This is a genomic window from Tsukamurella sp. USMM236 (assembly GCF_037148755.1).
Classification (GTDB): domain Bacteria; phylum Actinomycetota; class Actinomycetes; order Mycobacteriales; family Mycobacteriaceae; genus Tsukamurella.
The window spans coordinates 16,360-33,768 of record NZ_JBBCSS010000002.1 but is presented as its reverse complement, the minus strand read 5'-3'; the positions used below and the strand labels follow the sequence as shown (position 1 = coordinate 33,768).

The 17,409-nt window shown below is 71.7% G+C and carries 21 protein-coding genes and 1 tRNA gene; 10 read left to right on the top strand and 12 right to left on the bottom strand.

Annotation, left to right across the window (positions count from 1 at the left end; translation table 11 throughout):
- The first annotated feature begins 28 nt into the window (after positions 1-28).
- Positions 29-490, top strand: a complete 462-nt coding sequence (locus WFK95_RS05980) for an OsmC family protein (RefSeq protein ID WP_224647828.1) — start codon at positions 29-31, stop codon at positions 488-490.
- Positions 491-497: 7 nt separating this feature from the next.
- Here the strand turns inward: WFK95_RS05980 and WFK95_RS05975 are convergent, their stop codons facing one another.
- Complete coding sequence (locus WFK95_RS05975; protein ID WP_224647827.1) at positions 498-1,331, bottom strand: alpha/beta fold hydrolase; 834 nt, start codon at positions 1,329-1,331, stop codon at positions 498-500.
- Positions 1,332-1,384: 53 nt separating this feature from the next.
- Here WFK95_RS05975 and WFK95_RS05970 point away from each other — a divergent pair, with 53 nt between their 5' ends.
- Positions 1,385-1,954: a maleylpyruvate isomerase N-terminal domain-containing protein gene (locus WFK95_RS05970; RefSeq protein ID WP_336670166.1), complete on the top strand. Its 570-nt coding sequence runs from the start codon at positions 1,385-1,387 to the stop codon at positions 1,952-1,954.
- 37 nt (positions 1,955-1,991) lie between these two features.
- Here WFK95_RS05970 and WFK95_RS05965 read toward each other — a convergent pair whose 3' ends face one another.
- Both WFK95_RS05965 and WFK95_RS05960 read right to left on the bottom strand, forming a co-directional pair.
- A complete protein-coding gene (locus tag WFK95_RS05965) occupies positions 1,992-2,660 on the bottom strand; it encodes a hypothetical protein (protein ID WP_336670165.1) in 669 nt (222 codons plus the stop codon).
- Positions 2,661-2,712: 52 nt separating this feature from the next.
- Positions 2,713-3,153 carry a nitroreductase/quinone reductase family protein gene (locus tag WFK95_RS05960; RefSeq protein WP_336670164.1) on the bottom strand — a complete coding sequence of 147 codons (441 nt, stop codon included), beginning with the start codon at positions 3,151-3,153 and terminating at the stop codon, positions 2,713-2,715.
- 62 nt (positions 3,154-3,215) lie between these two features.
- Here WFK95_RS05960 and WFK95_RS05955 point away from each other — a divergent pair, with 62 nt between their 5' ends.
- Positions 3,216-3,827, top strand: coding sequence for a DJ-1/PfpI family protein (locus tag WFK95_RS05955; RefSeq protein WP_336670163.1), 612 nt, complete (start codon positions 3,216-3,218; stop codon positions 3,825-3,827).
- Here WFK95_RS05955 and WFK95_RS05950 read toward each other — a convergent pair.
- The 3 genes from WFK95_RS05950 to WFK95_RS05940 all read right to left on the bottom strand — a co-directional run bounded on the left by WFK95_RS05950 (position 3,822) and on the right by WFK95_RS05940 (position 5,259).
- Positions 3,822-4,544, bottom strand: coding sequence for an NAD(P)H-dependent oxidoreductase (locus tag WFK95_RS05950; protein WP_336670162.1), 723 nt, complete (start codon positions 4,542-4,544; stop codon positions 3,822-3,824). The genes WFK95_RS05955 and WFK95_RS05950 overlap by 6 nt on opposite strands.
- Positions 4,545-4,645: 101 nt before the next feature.
- A tRNA-Pro gene (locus WFK95_RS05945) sits at positions 4,646-4,722 on the bottom strand.
- A gap of 72 nt (positions 4,723-4,794) precedes the next feature.
- On the bottom strand, positions 4,795-5,259 hold the full coding sequence (locus tag WFK95_RS05940; RefSeq protein WP_336670161.1) for a hypothetical protein: 465 nt from the start codon (positions 5,257-5,259) through the stop codon (positions 4,795-4,797).
- Between the two features lie 69 nt (positions 5,260-5,328).
- On the opposite strand from WFK95_RS05940, the gene WFK95_RS05935 reads away from it, so the two are divergent.
- The gene (locus tag WFK95_RS05935) at positions 5,329-6,399 is read left to right on the top strand and encodes a PQQ-dependent sugar dehydrogenase (RefSeq protein WP_336670160.1); all 1,071 of its coding nucleotides are present in this window, start codon (positions 5,329-5,331) and stop codon (positions 6,397-6,399) included.
- Between the two features lie 39 nt (positions 6,400-6,438).
- Complete coding sequence (locus WFK95_RS05930) at positions 6,439-6,897, top strand: hypothetical protein (RefSeq protein WP_336670159.1); 459 nt, start codon at positions 6,439-6,441, stop codon at positions 6,895-6,897.
- 9 nt (positions 6,898-6,906) lie between these two features.
- Here the strand turns inward: WFK95_RS05930 and WFK95_RS05925 are convergent, their stop codons facing one another.
- The 3 genes from WFK95_RS05925 to WFK95_RS05915 form a co-directional block, all read right to left on the bottom strand.
- Positions 6,907-7,641, bottom strand: a complete 735-nt coding sequence (locus WFK95_RS05925; RefSeq protein WP_336670158.1) for a tyrosine-protein phosphatase — start codon at positions 7,639-7,641, stop codon at positions 6,907-6,909.
- 47 nt (positions 7,642-7,688) lie between these two features.
- Complete coding sequence (locus WFK95_RS05920) at positions 7,689-8,162, bottom strand: hypothetical protein (RefSeq protein ID WP_336670157.1); 474 nt, start codon at positions 8,160-8,162, stop codon at positions 7,689-7,691.
- A 68-nt stretch (positions 8,163-8,230) separates the two neighbouring features.
- The gene (locus WFK95_RS05915; protein WP_224647816.1) at positions 8,231-9,610 is read right to left on the bottom strand and encodes a DUF2252 domain-containing protein; all 1,380 of its coding nucleotides are present in this window, start codon (positions 9,608-9,610) and stop codon (positions 8,231-8,233) included.
- 112 nt (positions 9,611-9,722) lie between these two features.
- Between WFK95_RS05915 and WFK95_RS05910 the strand changes: the two genes are divergently transcribed.
- The 5 genes from WFK95_RS05910 to WFK95_RS05890 all read left to right on the top strand — a co-directional run bounded on the left by WFK95_RS05910 (position 9,723) and on the right by WFK95_RS05890 (position 13,791).
- Positions 9,723-10,511, top strand: coding sequence for a siderophore-interacting protein (locus WFK95_RS05910; RefSeq protein WP_224647815.1), 789 nt, complete (start codon positions 9,723-9,725; stop codon positions 10,509-10,511).
- A gap of 137 nt (positions 10,512-10,648) precedes the next feature.
- Positions 10,649-11,800, top strand: coding sequence for an MlaD family protein (locus WFK95_RS05905; protein ID WP_224647814.1), 1,152 nt, complete (start codon positions 10,649-10,651; stop codon positions 11,798-11,800).
- A 201-nt stretch (positions 11,801-12,001) separates the two neighbouring features.
- Entirely contained in the window at positions 12,002-12,511 is a 510-nt protein-coding gene (locus WFK95_RS05900; RefSeq protein ID WP_224647813.1) for a hypothetical protein, read from the top strand.
- A 3-nt stretch (positions 12,512-12,514) separates the two neighbouring features.
- A complete protein-coding gene (locus WFK95_RS05895; protein ID WP_336670156.1) occupies positions 12,515-13,429 on the top strand; it encodes a hypothetical protein in 915 nt (304 codons plus the stop codon).
- Entirely contained in the window at positions 13,426-13,791 is a 366-nt protein-coding gene (locus WFK95_RS05890; RefSeq protein WP_224647811.1) for a GntR family transcriptional regulator, read from the top strand. The genes WFK95_RS05895 and WFK95_RS05890 overlap by 4 nt, the downstream gene beginning before the upstream one ends.
- Positions 13,792-13,955: 164 nt before the next feature.
- Here the strand turns inward: WFK95_RS05890 and WFK95_RS05885 are convergent, their stop codons facing one another.
- Genes WFK95_RS05885 through cmk form a run of 3 tightly spaced genes read right to left on the bottom strand, consistent with a single transcriptional unit; the run spans position 13,956 to position 17,408 of the window.
- Positions 13,956-15,272, bottom strand: a complete 1,317-nt coding sequence (locus WFK95_RS05885) for an MFS transporter (RefSeq protein ID WP_336670155.1) — start codon at positions 15,270-15,272, stop codon at positions 13,956-13,958.
- Positions 15,273-15,276: 4 nt separating this feature from the next.
- Complete coding sequence (gene der, locus WFK95_RS05880; protein WP_336670154.1) at positions 15,277-16,719, bottom strand: ribosome biogenesis GTPase Der; 1,443 nt, start codon at positions 16,717-16,719, stop codon at positions 15,277-15,279.
- Positions 16,716-17,408, bottom strand: a complete 693-nt coding sequence (gene cmk, locus WFK95_RS05875; protein ID WP_224647852.1) for a (d)CMP kinase — start codon at positions 17,406-17,408, stop codon at positions 16,716-16,718. Before cmk ends, der begins: the two co-directional genes overlap by 4 nt.
- Position 17,409 lies beyond the last annotated feature (1 nt).

Genomic DNA, 17,409 nt, shown 5'->3' with positions numbered 1-17,409 from the left:
AGATACACAACAGGGGGACGATTGCGGGGTGAACGAGCACACTTACTCCGTCGAAGTCGAATGGTCCTCGGCCGAGGGCACGGCCGACTACCGCTCCTACCCGCGGGAACACCGGCTCAGCTCCGCGGCGGCGGCGTCGATCGCCGCCTCGGCGGACCCCCACTTCCGCGGCGACCCCGCGCTCTGGAACCCCGAACAGCTCCTCGTCGCGGCGGCGGCGAACTGCCACATGCTCTCGTACCTCGCGCTGTGCGCGCTGCGGGGCGTCGTGGTGCTCGACTACGTGGACGCCGCCGTCGGCACGATGGTCGAGACGCCCGGCGGCGGTGGGCGATTCACCTCCATCGACCTCCGGCCGCGGGTGGTCCTCGCCCCGGGCGCCGACGCCGAGCTGGCACGGGCGCTGCATCACGAGGCGGGCGAGCAGTGCTACATCGCGGCGTCGCTCAGCTGTCCGGTGACGCATGCGCCGGAGATCGCTCCCGGATAGGGCCCACTCAGGTCGCGTCGAGGTGCTCGAGCAGCATCGTGGTGATCGCCTCGGGCGCCTGCTCGGGCGCCCAGTGCGAGACGTCCTCGAGCATCTCGAACCGGTACGGCCCGCTGCAGTGCGCGGCGGTCCCGAGGGCGGCGACGTCGCCGAAGGCCACATCCTCGGTCGGCCAGACGTACAGGACCGGGGTGTCGACGGTGCCGAGGGCAGCCGGCGGGCGGCCGCTGCGGTACCAGTTCAGGGCGGCGGTGAGGGCGCCCGGCTCCTGCAGGCGCTGGACGTAGTCGTCGACCGAGTCGCGGGGCACGTCGCGCCCGAAGATCTGCCGCAGCGCGCGGGCGTCGTCGGCGAGCATGGCGTTCTCCGTGGCCGGGGTGGCGCGCCATTCCGTCATGTACCGCGACCGGTTGGCCTGGTCCTCGTCCGTCTTCAGCGCGACGGCGAGGGCGGCCGGGTGGGGCGTGGAGACGACGGCGAGCGAGCGCAGCCGGTCCGGGTGGTCGGTGGCGGTCCACCAGGCCACCGCGCCGCCCCAGTCGTGCCCGACGAGGTCGAACCGCTCCCAACCGAGGGCGTCGGCGATCGCCACCACGTCGCCGATCAGCTCGGAGATCCCGTACTCGGCGGGCCGTTCGGGCCGCACGCCCGGCGAATAGCCGCGCTGATCGACCGCGACCGCGCGGAATCCGCGCTCCCCCAACACCGCGACCTGGTGCCGCCAGGCGATCGCGGCCTCGGGGAAGCCGTGCAGGAACAGCACGGGACGTCCGTCCTCGGGGCCGGCGGCGATCGCGTCGAAGGAGCCCGCGGCGGTGGGGATGCTCAGGTGTTCGGTCACGGATGTTCACGGTAGGCCACGCGCCTGTCGGTGGCCCGTGCCAGAGTGGCGCCATGACCGAACTCAGCACGCTCTCCCCCGCCGAACGGCACCGCGCCGCCGCGGCCACCTTCGCCGGCATCGCCGGCGCGATCACCGACTGGGACGCGCAGACGCCCGTCCCCGAGTGGAAGGCCCGCGAGGTGGTCGGCCATCTCGTCGAGTGGCTGCCCGGGTTCCTCGCCATGAACGGCGTGGAGCTGCCCGGCGCCCCCTCGGACGCGGCGGAGCCGGCGGCGGCCTTCGGCCAACTGACCGAGGCGGTGCAGGCCCTGCTCGACGCACCGGACGCGTCGCGGGTGCTCACCACGCAGATGTTCGGGGAGAAGCCGCTGGACGCGCTGGTCGACCAGTTCTACACCGCGGACGTCTTCATGCACTCCTGGGACCTGGGTCGCTCGAACGGCATCACCCCGGATCTCGATCCCGCGTTCGCGAAGGCGCTGCACGGCGGGCTCGAGTCGATGGGGCCGATGCTGCAGGAGTCGGGCCAGTTCGGCGCGCCGATCCCCGTGCCCTCCGGCACCGACGAGGTGACCTCGCTGATGGCGTTCATCGGGCGGGATCCGGCGTTCGGGAGGTGACAGCGGGTGGCGCCGCGCTCGGCGCCACCGCCGGTCCTCACTTCGTGATCTGCAGCCCGGTCAGGATCGCCTGCGAGTCGCGCCGGTAGAGCGGATCGTCGGGCATCTTGGACTGCACGGTGATGGTGACCGACCAGAGGGTCACGCCGTCGGGGATGGAGACCGCGAGGGTGGTCGACTTATGGTTCGGGGTGCTGCCGGGCATCGTGTAGGTGACAGTGGTGCTCGGGTAGCCGCAGAGGGTGCCGGGCACGGGCTGCAGGCCCGTGACCTTGAGGCCCTGGCGCAGCGAGTCCACCTGGGAGTCGAGCGCCTGCTGGGCGGTCATGCCCTTGGCGTTCTCGAGTGTGATCACCGCGTTCGCGGCGAAGGCGTCGCTCACCAGGTCCTTGTTGACGATGGCGCCGCGGATCACGTCGGAGTCCTGGGAGGTCTCCCGCTCCCATCCGGCCGGCTGCGGCAGCCCGAGCACGGGCTCCCCCGCCGCCTTCTTCGGCAGCGTCAGCACCCGGCCCGAGACCGCCGCGCAGTCGCCGGGCTTGGCCGCGGTGGACGCGGCGGCGGACTGCGCTGCGGACGTGGTGGCGGAAGTGCTCGCCGCCACGGGGTCACCGCCGGTGGTCTGCGAGCATCCGGTGGCGCCGAGGACCACGACCGCCGGCACTGCGAGGACAGTGGCGAACTTCTTCACACGCTGATTCGTCATGTCCGGAACCGTAGCCGGGGCGCCGAATCGGTGCGCGTGAATCGGGGACGCGTCAGCGCGGAGTGAGCACAACCACGGGGATGTCCCGGTCGGTGCGCTTCTGATAGCCGTCGTAGCCGCTGTAGACCTTGGTGATCTGCGGCCACAGCTGCGACTTCTCGTCCGGGTCGGCGGCCTTGGCGGTCCACGGGCTCGTGACCTCGTCGACGGTGATCTCCACGTCGGGATTCGCCGCCAGGTTCTTGAACCAGTCCGGGTTGTCCGAGTGCCCGCCCTTGGACGCGACGACCACGACGCGGTCGGGCCCGTAGATGGGCGCCGTGAGCATCGTCGAGCGACGCTGCCCGGACTTCCGGCCGATCGTGTGCAGTTCCAGGGTCTGCATGCCGAGCACGCGCTTGGGAAAGCGGCCGCCCGTGATCGCGAGCAGGGCGCGGTGCCCGTTCTCGAGACCCCACGCGCCGAGCTCGGTGACCTTGTCGGAAAGACTCATGGGCCCATCATGCATGGTGCAGCGCCCGGCCGCCCGCGGGCGGGTTCCCGTACGGTCGGGGCATGGCCCCGCGCTCCGTGCAGATCGTCCTGTTCGGCGGCTTCGAGCTGCTCGACGTCTTCGGCCCCGTCGAGCTGTTCGGCCTGCTGCCGGAGCAGTTCGCGGTCACCTTCCTCGCCCCCGGCGAGGCGCCCGTGCGCAGCTCTCAGGGCGTCACGGTCAACGCCGACCACACCTACGCCGCGGCACCCGCGCCGGACATCATCCTGGTACCGGGCGGCCTCGCCACGCGCGAGGTCATCACCGACGAGGCCTTCCTCGCCTGGCTGCGCGGCCACGGCACGGCCGCCCGGCTGGTGACGTCCGTCTGCACCGGCTCCGCGCTGCTCGCAGCGGCGGGCCTGCTCGAGGGATACCGCGCGACGTCGAACAAGTACGCCTTCCGCTGGGTCGAGACCTTCGGCAGCACCGTCGAGTGGGTGCCGCACGCCCGCTGGGTGGAGGACCGCGACCGCTGGACCTCGTCGGGCGTGGCCGCGGGGATGGACATGACGGTCGCCCTCATCCGGGCGCTCTACGGGGACGACGTGGCCGCGGAGGCGACGGGCATGGCCGAGCTCGACTACCGGACGGACTCCACGCAGGACCCGTTCGCGGCGCTGCACGGCCTATGACCGATGCCGGTGCGCCGGCCCGCCCGCCAGCCCCGCCGCAACGTGCGGGTGCAGGGCGATCGAATGGTCGTAGTACTCGTCCGTCATGGGCAGGTACGGGATCGGCTCCTCGGTCCCGACGGTGCCGAGCCGCTCGGCGAGACCGTCCGCGAGGCGACGCACACCGTCGGCGTCGATCCCGTGCACGTCCGTGATCAGATGCGGTGCAAGCGCTTCCATGCCCGTGTACCAGAAGGTGCCGTGCAGCAGCGGCCAGAACAGGTCCTCGACGTCGCCGCTGATACCGCGCGGCGAGATCGAGTTCGCCCGGTCGCCGGCGGTGACGACGGCCAGCGCCCTCCGGCCGGCGAGGCCCCCGTCGCCGTACTTACGGTTGCGCCCGGTGGCCGGATCCGGGACGTCGTAGGCGAAGCCCCGCTCGAAGACCCGGTCGATCCAGCCCTTGAGCATCGCCGGCGGGCCGTACCACCACAGCGGGAACTGCAGCACCACGAGATCGGCGGCGAGGAGGCGGCGCTGCTCCGCGCGGACGTCCGCGCCGCCCTCGTCGACCAGGACCGGGTCGAAGCCCTCCGCGTACAGGTCCGCCACGTCGACCGACCAGCCGTCCGCCCGGAGCCGTTCCACCCCCGCGTCGCGCAGCGTGGCCGTCAGCGATTCCGGCCGCGGATGCGCCGAGACCCAGAGTGCGTGCGCGTTCTCCCGTTCGTCGCCCATGTCAGGGCCAACCCCGCGCAGCGGCCGCTGATTCCATCGGCACCTGAGCGGCCTGCCCCGGAAACCGAAAAGTCCCGAGACACCGTGTGTCTCGGGACTTCTGGTCGGGCTGACAGGATTTGAACCTGCGACCACCTGACCCCCAGTCAGGTGCGCTACCAAGCTGCGCCACAGCCCGTGGCCGCTCTCGCGGTGCTGTAGGAGATTACCCCATGCCTCGCGCGGAGGAGAAATCGCCTGCACGCGGGGCTCAGCGCCGCATGTTGGCGAAGGGAAGCCGCCCGTGCTGCGCTGCGAAGGCGGCGAGCATGGAGCTCTCGGTGGGTGCGGCGTCGTCGTCCGCGGTCTCGCACCACGCGACGAGCAGGTCGCCGTGGTCTGCGAGCTGCCAGATCCGGCGGCCGCCCGAGTGCCCGACGCGCTCGCCCGCTCCGTAACGGCGGTACTCGTCGAGCCGTTTGCGCAGCCCGCGACGGCCGGCACCCGCCTTGCCGATGTACACGACCCGCTCCCCCGCGACCCAGCGCCGCTCGAGCTCGGCGACGGGCACCGTCGGATCCTTCCCTTTCCAGTGACCGGCGGGCGACACGTCCAGGAAGACGGGCGGCGCGTCGGACGGCCGCACGACCACGTAGACGCCCGGGTCGCGCGGCACGTCGGCCGAGGGCAGCTCGGCGAAGGGGATCCAGCCCGCGAATCCGGTCAGCGCGTCCACGCGCCCAGTCAAGCATCGATCGCAGTCGCAACGCCGGTGGAATCGGACGTTCCGCCCTACTGTGGACCCATGCGCACCCCGATCCGGCACCGCGGCGTTGCGATCGCGCTGCTCGCGACGCTCTCGCTCGCAGCGTGCGGCGGCGGCGGCGGCGCACCGTCGGAGACCGCGGCGCCGAGCGCGAGCGCCGGGCCCGCGCTCGACGACACGATCGCGACGGGGCTCGACGCGCCCTGGTCGATCGCCTTCGCCGACGGTGCGCCCCTGGTCAGCGAGCGGGACCGCGGCCGCGTCGTGGAGATCGTCGACGGCAAGCCCCGCGAGGTCGGCCGGATCGACGGCGTCGCGGCGCGCGGCGAGGGCGGCCTGCTCGGGATCGCTGTTCGCGACGGCGACCTGTTCGCCTACCTCACCACCGCGACGGACAACCGGATCGTCCGGATGCCGCTGCAGGGCGCGGCGGGCGCGCGCACCCTCGGGCCGGCGCGCACGATCCTCACGGGCCTGCCCGCGGCGTCGATCCACAACGGCGGCCGCATCGCCTTCGGGCCCGACGGGATGCTGTACGCCACCGTCGGCGACGCGGGACGACCCGACGACGCCCAGGACCCGCGGGCGCTCGGCGGCAAGATCCTCCGGATGACTCCCGACGGGGCGCGGCCCGCCGACAATCCGTTCCCCGATTCCCTCGTTTACAGCCTGGGCCACCGCAACGCGCAGGGGCTGGCCTGGGGGCCCGATGGCGCCCTGTACGCCAGCGAGTTCGGCCAGAACACCTGGGACGAGCTCAATCTCATCCGCCCGGGCGCGAACTACGGCTGGCCGGAGGTCGAGGGCATCGGGCGACGCGAGGGTTTCGTGGACCCGCTGCAGCAGTGGTCGACGTCGTCCGCGAGCCCGAGCGGGATCGCCGTCGTCGGCTCCGATCTGCTCATCGCGAACCTCCGCGGCGAGCGGCTGCGGACGGTCCCGCTCGCCGCGACCGCCACGGCGTCGGAGCAGTACCGCGCGAGCCTCGGGCGCCTGCGCGACGTGGTGCGCGCGCCGGACGGCTCCGCATGGATCCTCACGAACAACACCGACGGGCGCGGCGATCCGCGCCCCGGCGACGACCGGATCGTGCGTGTGCGCGGCCGTTAGCCCTGCTAGTCGCGGTGCATGCGCGGTACAGTGGCGTGCATGAAGCGTGCCCTCCTGGTGTCGGCGATGGTCGCCGGTGCGTTCGTGGTCGCCGTGCCCGCGGCCGCGGAACCGGCGGTGGACGCCGACCGCTATCGCACGGACGGGGGCGGGTACGCGTTCCTGTACCGCTACGACGGCGGCAAGCGCGTGTGCACCATCGCGTCGGATCCCACCACGGTCCGGTGCGGGATCTCCGCGCCGGCGGGCACCCGGATCACGGCGAAGAACCGCACCGTCCGGCCCGAGGCCGTCGAGGTCACGGACCGCGGCTGGCGCTACCTCGACACGCTGACGGTCCAGGAGCGCCCCCGCGAACTACCCGCGGGCGCCCGGCTGTCGGTGCACGGCGCCTCGTGCACCGCGCTGAGCGACGGCGGCCTGGAGTGCTCCGTCGACTCCGCGGGATTCACCCAGGACGACGGACGCTTCTCGACCCGCGGCCGCAAGCTCGGCTAGGAGTCCGCGCTACGCGACGAGCTTCGCACGCAGCCGGGCGATGACAGCGTCGTCGATCCCGAGGCCCTCGCGCACGTACGCGTCGAAGCCGCCGTACCGGGCGTCGGCCTCGTCGAAGGCCGCGGTCAGCGCCTCGGGGAAGACCCCCGCCAGCACCCGAGCGGCCTCGCCGATCGCCTCGCCCCGCTCGGCAGCGGCCCCGGCCGCGATCTTGTCGATCACGGCGGCGGAGTACTCGTTGGTCAGCAGGTAGTCGGCCATCACGTCGTCGGGCGAGACGCCCAGGATACGCTGCACGACCGCCGCGGCCCAGCCCGTGCGATCCTTGCCGGCGGTGCAGTGGAAGACCTGCGGGCGCTCCTCGTCGGCGACCGCGCGCACGAGCGCCGCGAACTGCGCGCGGGCGTTCTCCTCGCTGACGAACATGCGGTAGACGTCGGAGAGCAGCTCGCGGGCGCCCGCGGCGTCCTTGAGCGACTTGGGATCCAGCGCGCCGAGCTCGACGTCGTCACCGATCACGTTGAGCCGCACGTACCGCGCACCGTCGGGCACGACGTCGGGCTTAGGGGTCACCTCCACCGTCATGCGGAGGTCGAAGACGTCCGCCAGGCGGGCCTCCGCGAGGCGGGCGGGATCGATCGCCTCGGCGTCGAGGGCGCTGGACCGGAAGAGCAGGCCCCGGCGCATCCGGCCCCCGTCGGCGGGGTAGCCGTCCGCACCTGCGGCATCGCGGAAATTGTGCACGCACGAAGCCTAATCGACCGGGCCTGCTCGCCCGACGGTGACGTCGCTCAGGCCAGGCGCTCGAGGCTCCGGTGCGCCTCCGCGGCGGGCCACCAGGCCCGGGAACCGGGGGTAGCAAGGCCGTGCGGCAGCGCGAGCGCCAGGGCGATCGGGGCGTCCACGGGGACGTCGACGGGGACCTCGACGCGGGCGGCGAGCCGCGCACCGTCGGACCCGCGCACCAGCAATTGCCGCATGCGGGCCCCCGCGAGCCGGGCGCCGGGCCAGGCGACATCGGCGAGACGCGCGTGCGGCGGCAGCTGCCCCGCGACGTCGCACAGGACCACGGGGCCCGAGCGCACGAGCCGGCTGATCCGGCTCACCACCACGGGGTAGGCCGACGGTCCGCCGTCGGCCAGGGCGGCCGCCGGGACGCCTGCTATGAGGACCTCGTCGCCGTCCATCGCGGTGCCTTCGGGCCAGATCGTGGGATCGAAGGACCGGGCGATGCCGGCGCGGGCGAGTGAGGGCAGAACCTCCATCAGAGTCACGTCTACCGGTCTACTCGGGCCGCGGCGCAGGCGGAAGGTCCGGCGCCGTCAAGGTCGCGCTAAGACTGCGCGACCGCCACTTCGGCGCAGGGTAGGACACCCGCCTTGACGGCGGCCTGCACTGCGGCGTAATCCTTTTCGTTCTGGTCGGCGTAGGCGGTGGCGAACGTGGCCACAGCCTCGTCGAACTCGGTGGACTTGCCCAGGTACGCGGATGCCACGGCGGATTGCGGCGACTGGGCGTGCGCACGCGCCAGGACCCCTGCGCAGGATTGGCCGTAGCGCTCGAACTGATCGTGGGTCAGCAGTTCCGTCGCCACGGAGCCCTTCATGTCGCGGAACTGGCGCCAGTAGAAGTCGTGACCGCGCAACGTCGGGGTGAAGCCGAGGAACGAGTCGGCGTGCGACTGCAGGATCTGCTGCCCCGCCATGACCCGCCACGCCTGGGTGCCGGTGGCCGGCGCCCCGGGCGGCATGATCGACGGGCCGAGCTTGCCGTAGGTCTGCAGCACCGACTGGGTCGCCTCCTTGACCTGGAGGAACAGCGTCTCGGTGTTGCCTTCGGAGGTCTCACGCCCCAGCAGCACGATGAAACAGCGAGTACCGACGCTGCCGACGCCGACGACCCGCAGTGCCCAATCGAGCACGCGGAACTGCGCGAGCAGTGCGCGCGCATCGGGGCGGAGCGTGTCGAGATAGCGGTCGTAGACGCCCTCGAAGCCCTCCACCAGCTCCGCCGGAGCCGGAACCAGGGTGGGCGGATCGGCCACGATGTGCAGCTCGCCGTCCTCGCGGGTCGCAGTGATCTTCTCGACCATGCGGGCCGAGGTGCGCTTGCGAGCCTTCTTCGCGGTGTGCTGGATGAGGGCCTTGAGGGGTTCGTCGCCCGACGCGGCCGTCGTGAGCGTGTCCACGTCGACGGAGACGTAGTAGCGGTCCAGCGCGCTGAGCTGGACGAGCTCCGCGAGCGTGGTGCGGTACATCCCGACGGCACCGGCGACGGCGCTCTTCGCCTGGTCTTCGGTGTAGCCGTTCTCGCGCGCCGAGATCATGACGCTGCCGGCGAGCCGCTTCACGTCCCACTCCCACGGGGCGATCCCGGCCTCGTCGAAGTCGTTGACGTCGAACAGGAGCCGCCGCTCCGGCGAGGCGAACAGACCGAAGTTGGAGATGTGCGCGTCGCCGCAGCTCATCACGGTGAGCCCGGTGTTCGCCTCCCCCGCCAGATCGTGCGCCATGAGCGCCGCCCCGCCGCGGTAGAAGGAGAACGGCGAGTGCAGCATCCGGGAGATCCGCTCCGGCACCAGTTCCTGGATGCGGGTGCTGTTCTGCTCGCGGATGATGTCGACGGGGTCGCGGCCGTCCGGAGTGAATTCCGCCTGGGCGGACCGGGAGACGCGCTTGCGAAGGTCCTTGCCGTTCGGGGCATCTGCGCTCATGGTGGAAGATGCTAGTCCCGGCTCCGTGCATATCGGAGCGTTCTGAATAGCAAACCCCTGCCGAGATCCGTCGATTAGGTAACCCTAATTTTTGAGGCGTACGGTGGATGCCATGACTGAATCGCGTACCGACACAGCTCCCGCACCCGCCCGCCGCGCGCGGCCGACCTTCGAGGTCACGGTCGTGCGCACCGAGACGATCGGCGCCCACCTCGTCCGCGTGATCGCCGAGGGCGAGAGTCTCGCCTCCTTCGGCGACCCCGAACTCCCCGGCCTGCCCAGCACGGACGCCTACGTCAAGCTCGCCTTCGGCGACGCGACCCGCACCTACACCGTGCGGTCCTTCGACCGTGCCGAGCGCCGGATCGCGATCGACTTCGTCGTCCACGGCGACGAGGGACTGGCCGGCCCGTGGGCGCGGCGCGCGCAACCGGGCGACACGATCACCATCATGGGGCCGGGCGGCGCGTACTCCCCCGACCCCGCCGCCGCGTGGCACTTCCTGGCCGGCGATCTCTCGGCGGTGCCCGCGATCGCTGCCGCCCTGGAGGCGCTTCCGGCCGACGCGCGGGGCGCCGCGATCATCGAGGTCGAGAGCGATGCCGACCGGATCGCGCTGACGGCACCGTCGGGCGTGGACGTGCGGTGGGCCGTCAACCCCGACGTGACCGACGTCGACTTCCTGGCGCGCCAGGTGGCCGTCGCGGACTGGCCCGCGGATCGCGCCACGACGCACGTCTTCGTCCACGGCGAGCGCGAGTCGATCAAGGCGATCCGCAAGGTCCTGCGCGAGCTGGCGGTGCCGCGCGAGCGCCTCTCGATCTCCGGCTACTGGGCGCGCGGCCGCGCCGAGGACGCCTTCCAGGCGGAGAAGCGCACGCCGGTCGGGCAGATCGACTAGGGCGTTCCAAGCAGGCGACGGTGCCACCGCGAGGCCCGTCGTGACGGCCATCACAGGCTGGTGCGCGACGTGAGTGTCGGCACAATGCACCGTGCCGGAGCATGGATTTCAGACAACTACGGATAATTTGTCTATCTGTGGATCTTGCACCGGTGCCCGGCTTCTCCCCGACGCACGCCCAGCTCCGGCGACGTGGCGTCGCGTTCAGCCTGTGCGCGGCACTTCTCGCCCTCGCGGTGTGGGGCGTGCAGGCACTGCGCCCGCAGGACGTCTTCACGCTCACCCTTCGCACGCCGACGGTGGCGGCCGGGATCGTCGAGGGCGCGAAGGTGCGGATCCAGGGGCTCGACGTGGGCTCCGTGACCGGGATCCGGTCGCTCGGCAATGCGCAGCAGGGCGTGACGCTGCGCCTCGACGGCCCCCAGGGCCGCAGCCTCACCAACAACGTGGAGGCGGCGTTCTCCGCGGGCAACCTCTTCGGCGTCTCCGAGGTGATCCTCACCCCGCACGAGGGCGGCGGCGCACTGCAGGACGGCGCCGAGCTCGCCCCGACGCGGCGGATCACCGACAACACGGTGTCGAACATGATCACCACCCTCGGCGACGTGAACGACGACGCCCTGCGGCCGCGCATGAGCGAGCTGCTGATGAACTTCGACGCCTCGTCGGAGGCGATGCTGCCGCTGCTCACGGCACTCGGGAGCGTCGCGCAGACGATGCAGGACACGCAGCGCCTCTCCACCGCTCAGACCTTCCCGACGGTGGTAGCCGCCCTCCAGGCCGCCGATCCCGCGCTCGCCGCGATGATCCCGGCGTTCCAGGCGGGCCTCGACCATAAGCCGCTCCACAACGGCGACAGCAAGAAGACGCTCGCCGTGCAGGACGGGCTCAACGACGAGCGCACCGGGCTCGTCGCCGGGCTGCAGGCGATCCTCACGCCGCAGGCGCTGGAGGGCCTGAAGACCGCGTCGCCGATGCTGGTGAGCCTGCTCCAGCCGATCCTCGCCGCGTTCCCGAACGGCAGCGCGACCGGCGTGGGGATCCAGCTGTCGCAGCTGATGGACAACGTACGCAAGGCCATGCCGAACACTCCGAACGGTCCGGTGCTGAACCTGCGTCTGTCGGTGGAGTACCCGGCCGTCGCGGCCGTGCTGCCGCCCGGCGTCGACGCAGTGAAGCCGGGTACGGCCGCGAAGCCGGGCACGCCGGCGAAGCCCGGAGCGACGTCGAAGCCCGCGTCCTCGACGCCCGCTGCCGCCTCGGCATCCGCGACCGCGACGCCCCGCTGACGCTCCCCTTCCGGGAGGCCGATCGCGCTGCTGGACGACTCTCGAATTCTGTCCGTTCCGGACACGCTGTCCGACCCGGACAGAATCCGAGATCGTGCCGCACGACGGCGTCGCCCCCTCGCCGATTGTTTCAAACAGTTGACACATTGCGAGGCCTCGTGATCAACTCCTTGTATCAAACACACGACACAAGGAGTCAAAATGCGTCGCTCCCTGATCGCCGCCCCCGCGGTCGCCCTCGCGGGCCTCGCCCTCGCCGGCTGCGGCGCCGTTTCGACGGTGACGAAGTACCCCGTCTCCGGCTCGATGGTCGCCCTGCCGGAGTGCGCCGGCGAGGACTTCATCGTCTACAACGAGGGCATCGGGCCCGCCATCAAGCGTGCGGGGCAAGGACTCGCCGAGCTCGACCAGCCCGTCAACTTCAGCGGCGCCTTCAGTGCCGACCAGGCAGCGGACGGACGGATCGCGCTCACGATCGAGATGTGCGGCCCCGGCGTCGGCCCGGACGGCACCCGGGACGGCGCCACGACCCTCGCGCGATCCTTCGCACGCACCGACGGCCTGCGCGATAAGCTCGGCAGCCTCCTGATCATCAACGGCGACAATGGTATCCGCATCGCCACCGCCCCATTCGACACAGCCCGATTCGCATCGGAGACCCCCGTCGCCGAACTCCGGTCCCAGTGGCGCGACGCCCCCAAGGAGAAGTGACCGATGTTCACAGCGATCTTCCTGCTGCCCCTCATCCCGCTGGCGATCGCCGCCGTGATCATTCGCGTGATCTACGTCCTGGTAACCACGGACGCCGCCGCGCCGCGCACCCCGGAGGCGCGCCGGGCATCTCGCTCAGTCGCGATCGCCCTCGGCCTCGCTGCCGTCCTGGCCCTCGCCGCGGCGATCGTGCTCATCGTCGACGACCGCCTCGGTCGAGGGCTCCTCCTCGCCTTCCCGGCGGCGCTCATCGTCCTCCAGCTCGGGCTCGGAGTCGCCACAGGAATCATCGGTTCGACTGTCCGCGCGCGCGAATCGGTCCGGATCGCGTCGCTCTCGCCGCGCACGATCGGCGTCACCGCTCCGAGGAAGCTCCTCGCGGCCACCGTGATCGGAGTGGTGATCGCGTTGGCGTTCTCCGCGATCGGCTGCGCCACCGCCTCGCCCGACGACGACGGTCTTTCCCGCGCCTTCGCCTCACCCGGCGAATACGGCGGCGTCGAGATCACGACTCCGTTCGCCGGCTCCTTCTACGCCATCCCCGCCGCGCTCGCCATCGTGCTGTCGACGATCCTCGCCGTGTCCACGATGTTCGGCGCCCGGAGGTGGGGCGCCCTGGACCAGGCTGAGCTCGACATCGCCCTGCGCGTGGGGATCACGACCCGCACGATCGCCGCGACAGCCATGGCCACCGGGTTCCTCCTCGTCGTCCTGGGCTGGTCTCTCACCCTCGCAGCGCTGCAGGTGGCGAACTCGTCGGACGATTCCACGATGTGGTGGATCGGGCGCATCGGATTCCCGCTGGGCGCAACGTACGGATTCATCCTCGGAATCTGGGCGTTCCTGGCCTTCCTCGTCCCCACTCGCACCCGACAGACGGGCGCAGCGGCCGTGCGCCTCCGGGAGGTCCGGCCGTGACCGGCCCCGCCATCGTGGTCCGCTCGGACGATCCACTACCGCCGTACGAGCAGATCCGGCGACAGATCGCGGGCGTGATCGCCTCGGGCGGGCTCCAGCCGGGCGACCGACTGCCCCCGTTGCGGCAGTTGGCCCGCGACCTCGACGTGGCGGTCGGCACCGTCGGGCGGGCGTACCGCGACCTGGAGGCCCAGGGCTGGGTGGAGTCGCGTCGCGGGCGCGGCACGCACGTGCTCACGCCGCCCACCGCCACCGTCGCGCCGCCCACCGAGGACCTGCACCGCCTGGCTCGCAACTATCTCGCCGCCGCCATGGAACTGGGCTTCACGCACCAGCAGGCGATCGACGCCGTACACCGGTGATATCCGGCCGGATCTCGTCGTCACACGAACCGAGCGACTCTCGGACCCGTCCACGCCGGGCAGCGTGTCCATAGTGGACAGAATCCGAGAGCGCAGTGATCCGGCCTACATCCCGGTTCGATAGTCGACCACCCGTGCCCTCGGCCCCGCCGAACCGTGACCGCTCAGGCGAGCGCGCGGTCGCGGGCGGGCCGCACCTGCAGGAGCAGAACCAGCCCCAGCGCGAGGACCACGATGATGCCGCCGATGCCGGCCCGGTCGGTGCCGAAGACGGCGACGAAGACACCGAACAACAGCGGCCCGAGGAACGAGGCCGCGCGGCCGGTGGTCTGGTACAGCCCGAACATCTGGCCCTCGCGGCCGGGCACCGTCATCCGCGCCAGCATGCTGCGCGCCGATGACTGGGCCGGGCCCACGAACACCGTGAGCATGAGCCCGAAGACCCAGAACATGGTCTCGCCGCTCACGAACAGCAGCACCGTCCCCGCGATCAGCATCCCCACGAGGCAGGTCACGATCACCGGCTTCGGGCCGATCCGGTCGTCGAACCGCCCGGCGATCACCGCACCCAGCGCGGCCACGACATTGGCGGCCACGCCGAACAGCAGCACCGTCGACTCGCTCATCCCGTATACGCTGTGCGCGAGCACCGCGCCGAAGGTGAAGGTCGCCGCGAGCCCGTCGCGGAACACCGCCGACGAGACGAGGAACCACACCACGTTGCGGTCCGCGCGCCAGAGCGAGCCGATCGTCGCGAACAGGTCGCGGTAGGCCCCGGCGATCCCGCGGCGGGGCGCCGCGCTCGGGTCCGCGGGGAGCTCCGGCACGAGGAAGAGCACCGGCAGCGCGGAGATCGCGAACCACGCCGCCGCGAACAGGGCCACGAGCCGGATGTTCAGCCCGCCCTCGGTGGGCACGTCGAGGAATCCGCGGGTCGGCCCGTCGCCCGCGATGAAGCCGAAGTTGCAGATCAGCAGCAGCACGATCCCGCCGAAGTAGCCGCAGGCCCAGCCGATCCCGGACACCCGGCCGATCGTCTCCGGCGTGGAGACCTGCCGCAGCATCGCGTAGTACGGCACGTTCGCCAGCTCGAAGGCGGCGGTCCCCACCGCGAGGAGCAGCAGGCCGAGCCACAGGAACTGGTACTCGTCGCGCACGAAGAAGCACGCGGCGGTGCACAGCGTGACGACGGCGCTCCACACGGCGAGGGAGAACCTCCGCCGGCCCGCGGCGTCGGCGCGACCGCCGAGGACCGGCGCGGTCAGGGCGACGACCACGCCGGCGGCGGCCATCGCCCACGACAGCCAGCTGGTGGCACTGATCGGGCCCGGGAGGTCCTCGCCGACGGCGCCGGTCAGGTACACGGTGAAGATGAACGTGGTCATCACCGCGTTGAACGCGGCGCTCCCCCAGTCCCACGCGCACCACGCCGCCACCTGGCGGCGCGGTACGGGCGCGGCCGGGACCTCCACCGCCGTCACGGCGTTACTTCTTCGCGCGCTTCTCGCGGACCCGGACGTTCACCCGCACCGGCGAGCCGTCGAAGCCGAACTCCTCGCGGAGCCGGCGCTCGAGGAACCGCCGGTAACCGGCCTCCAGGAACCCGGAGCTGAACAGCACGAACGTCGGCGGACGCGTCGCTGCCTGGGTCGCGAACAGCACCTTGGGCAGCTTGCCGCCGCGCAGGGGCGGCGGGGTCGCGGCCATCACGTCGCGCAGCCAGTTGTTGAGGCGGCCCGTCGGGATGCGCTTGTCCCACGACTCGAGCGCGGTATCGATCGCGGGCACCAGCTTCTGCATGGCGCGCCCGGTCTGCGCGGAGATGTTGACCCGCATCGCCCAGGGGATCTGGACCATCTCGCGGTCGATCTCCTTCTCCAGCTGGTACCGGCGGTCCTCGTCGACGAGGTCCCACTTGTTGTAGGCGATCACCAGCGCGCGGCCCGATTCGACCACCATCGACAGCACCCGCTGGTCCTGCTCGGTGATCGGCTGCGAGGCGTCGATCAGCACGATCGCGACCTCCGCGGCCTCGATCGCGCCCTTGGTGCGCAGCGAGGCGTAGAACTCGTGCCCGCTGGCCTGGTTGACCTTCTTGCGCAGGCCCGCGGTGTCGATGAACTTCCACGTCCGGCCGCCGAGCTCGACGAGCGAGTCCACCGGATCGACGGTGGTGCCGGCGACGTTGTCGACGACCGACCGGTTCTCGCCGGTGAGCTTGTTGAGCAGCGAGCTCTTGCCGACGTTCGGCTTGCCGATCAGCGCGATGCGGCGCGGACCGGTGCCGCCGGTGCCCTCGCGGGGCGTTTCCGGCAGCTTCTCCAGGATGACGTCCAGCAGGTCACCCGTCCCGCGGCCGTGTGCGGCCGAGATCGTGTGCGGCTCACCGAGGCCCATCGACCACAGCGTCGCGGCCTCGGCCTCCGTGCGCTGGTCGTCGACCTTGTTGGCCGCCAGGATCACGGGGGTCTTGGAGCGGCGCAGCACGCGGGCGACGGCTTCGTCGGTCGCGGTGGCGCCGACGGTCGCGTCCACGACCACCACGATCGCGTCCGCCGTGCGCATGGCGACCTCGGCCTGCGCAGCGATGGACTGCTGCATCCCCTTGGCGTCCGGCTCCCAACCGCCGGTGTCCTGCACCAGGAACCGTCGGCCGGCCCAGTTGGCCTCGTAGCTGATCCGGTCGCGGGTCACGCCCGGGATGTCCTCGACGACGGCCTCGCGGCGACCGAGGATGCGGTTGACCAGCGTCGACTTGCCCACGTTGGGGCGGCCCACGATCGCGACCGTCGGCAGGCGCATGGCCTCCTGCGCGGCCTCCGCCTCGAGATCGGCGAAGTCGCCCTCGTACTCGGCGAAGTCGCCCTCGTCGTCCCAGGTGCCGTCCGCGGCATCGGAGCCGGCGTACTCGAACTCGTTGTCACTCATCGCGTGACCTCCTTATCGCGGGAGGCGCTCAGCGCGCGGTCGGCCGTCTCGGCCACCGCTGCGACGGTCTCCTCCAGGTTCATGTCCGACGAGTCCAGCTCGATCGCGTCCTCGGCCGGGCGCAGCGGCGAGATCTTCCGCGTCGAGTCCAGGCCGTCGCGGCGCTGCACGGACGCCAGCACCTCGTCGTAGTCGCTGGGCAGCCCCAGCTCGGTGTTCTGCGCGTGGCGGCGCTGCGCGCGCGCCTGCGCCGAGGCCGTCAGGTAGATCTTCACCGGCGCGTCGGGGAAGACGACGGTGCCGATGTCCCTGCCCTCCACCACGATCGGCGAATCGTCGTCGGCGGCGATGGCCCGCTGGTACTCCACGAGCTGCTCGCGCACCTCGGGCACCGCGGACACGGCCGACACGGCGGCGGTCACGTCGTCCTCGCGGATCCGGCGGGTGATCGAGATCCCGTCCAGCTCCACCTGCTCGGCGAGCGGATCGCAGCCCATGGCCAGCGGCAGGTCCGCCGTGGCCGCGGCGATCGCGGCCGGGTCGGTGAGGTCGACCTCCCGCTCCAGCGCCCAGACGGTGGCGGCGCGGTACATCGCGCCGGTGTCCAGGTAGCGCGCGCCGAGGTTCTCGGCGATGCGCCGGGCCACCGTCGACTTACCGGTCCCCGAGGGGCCGTCCATGGCGATCACG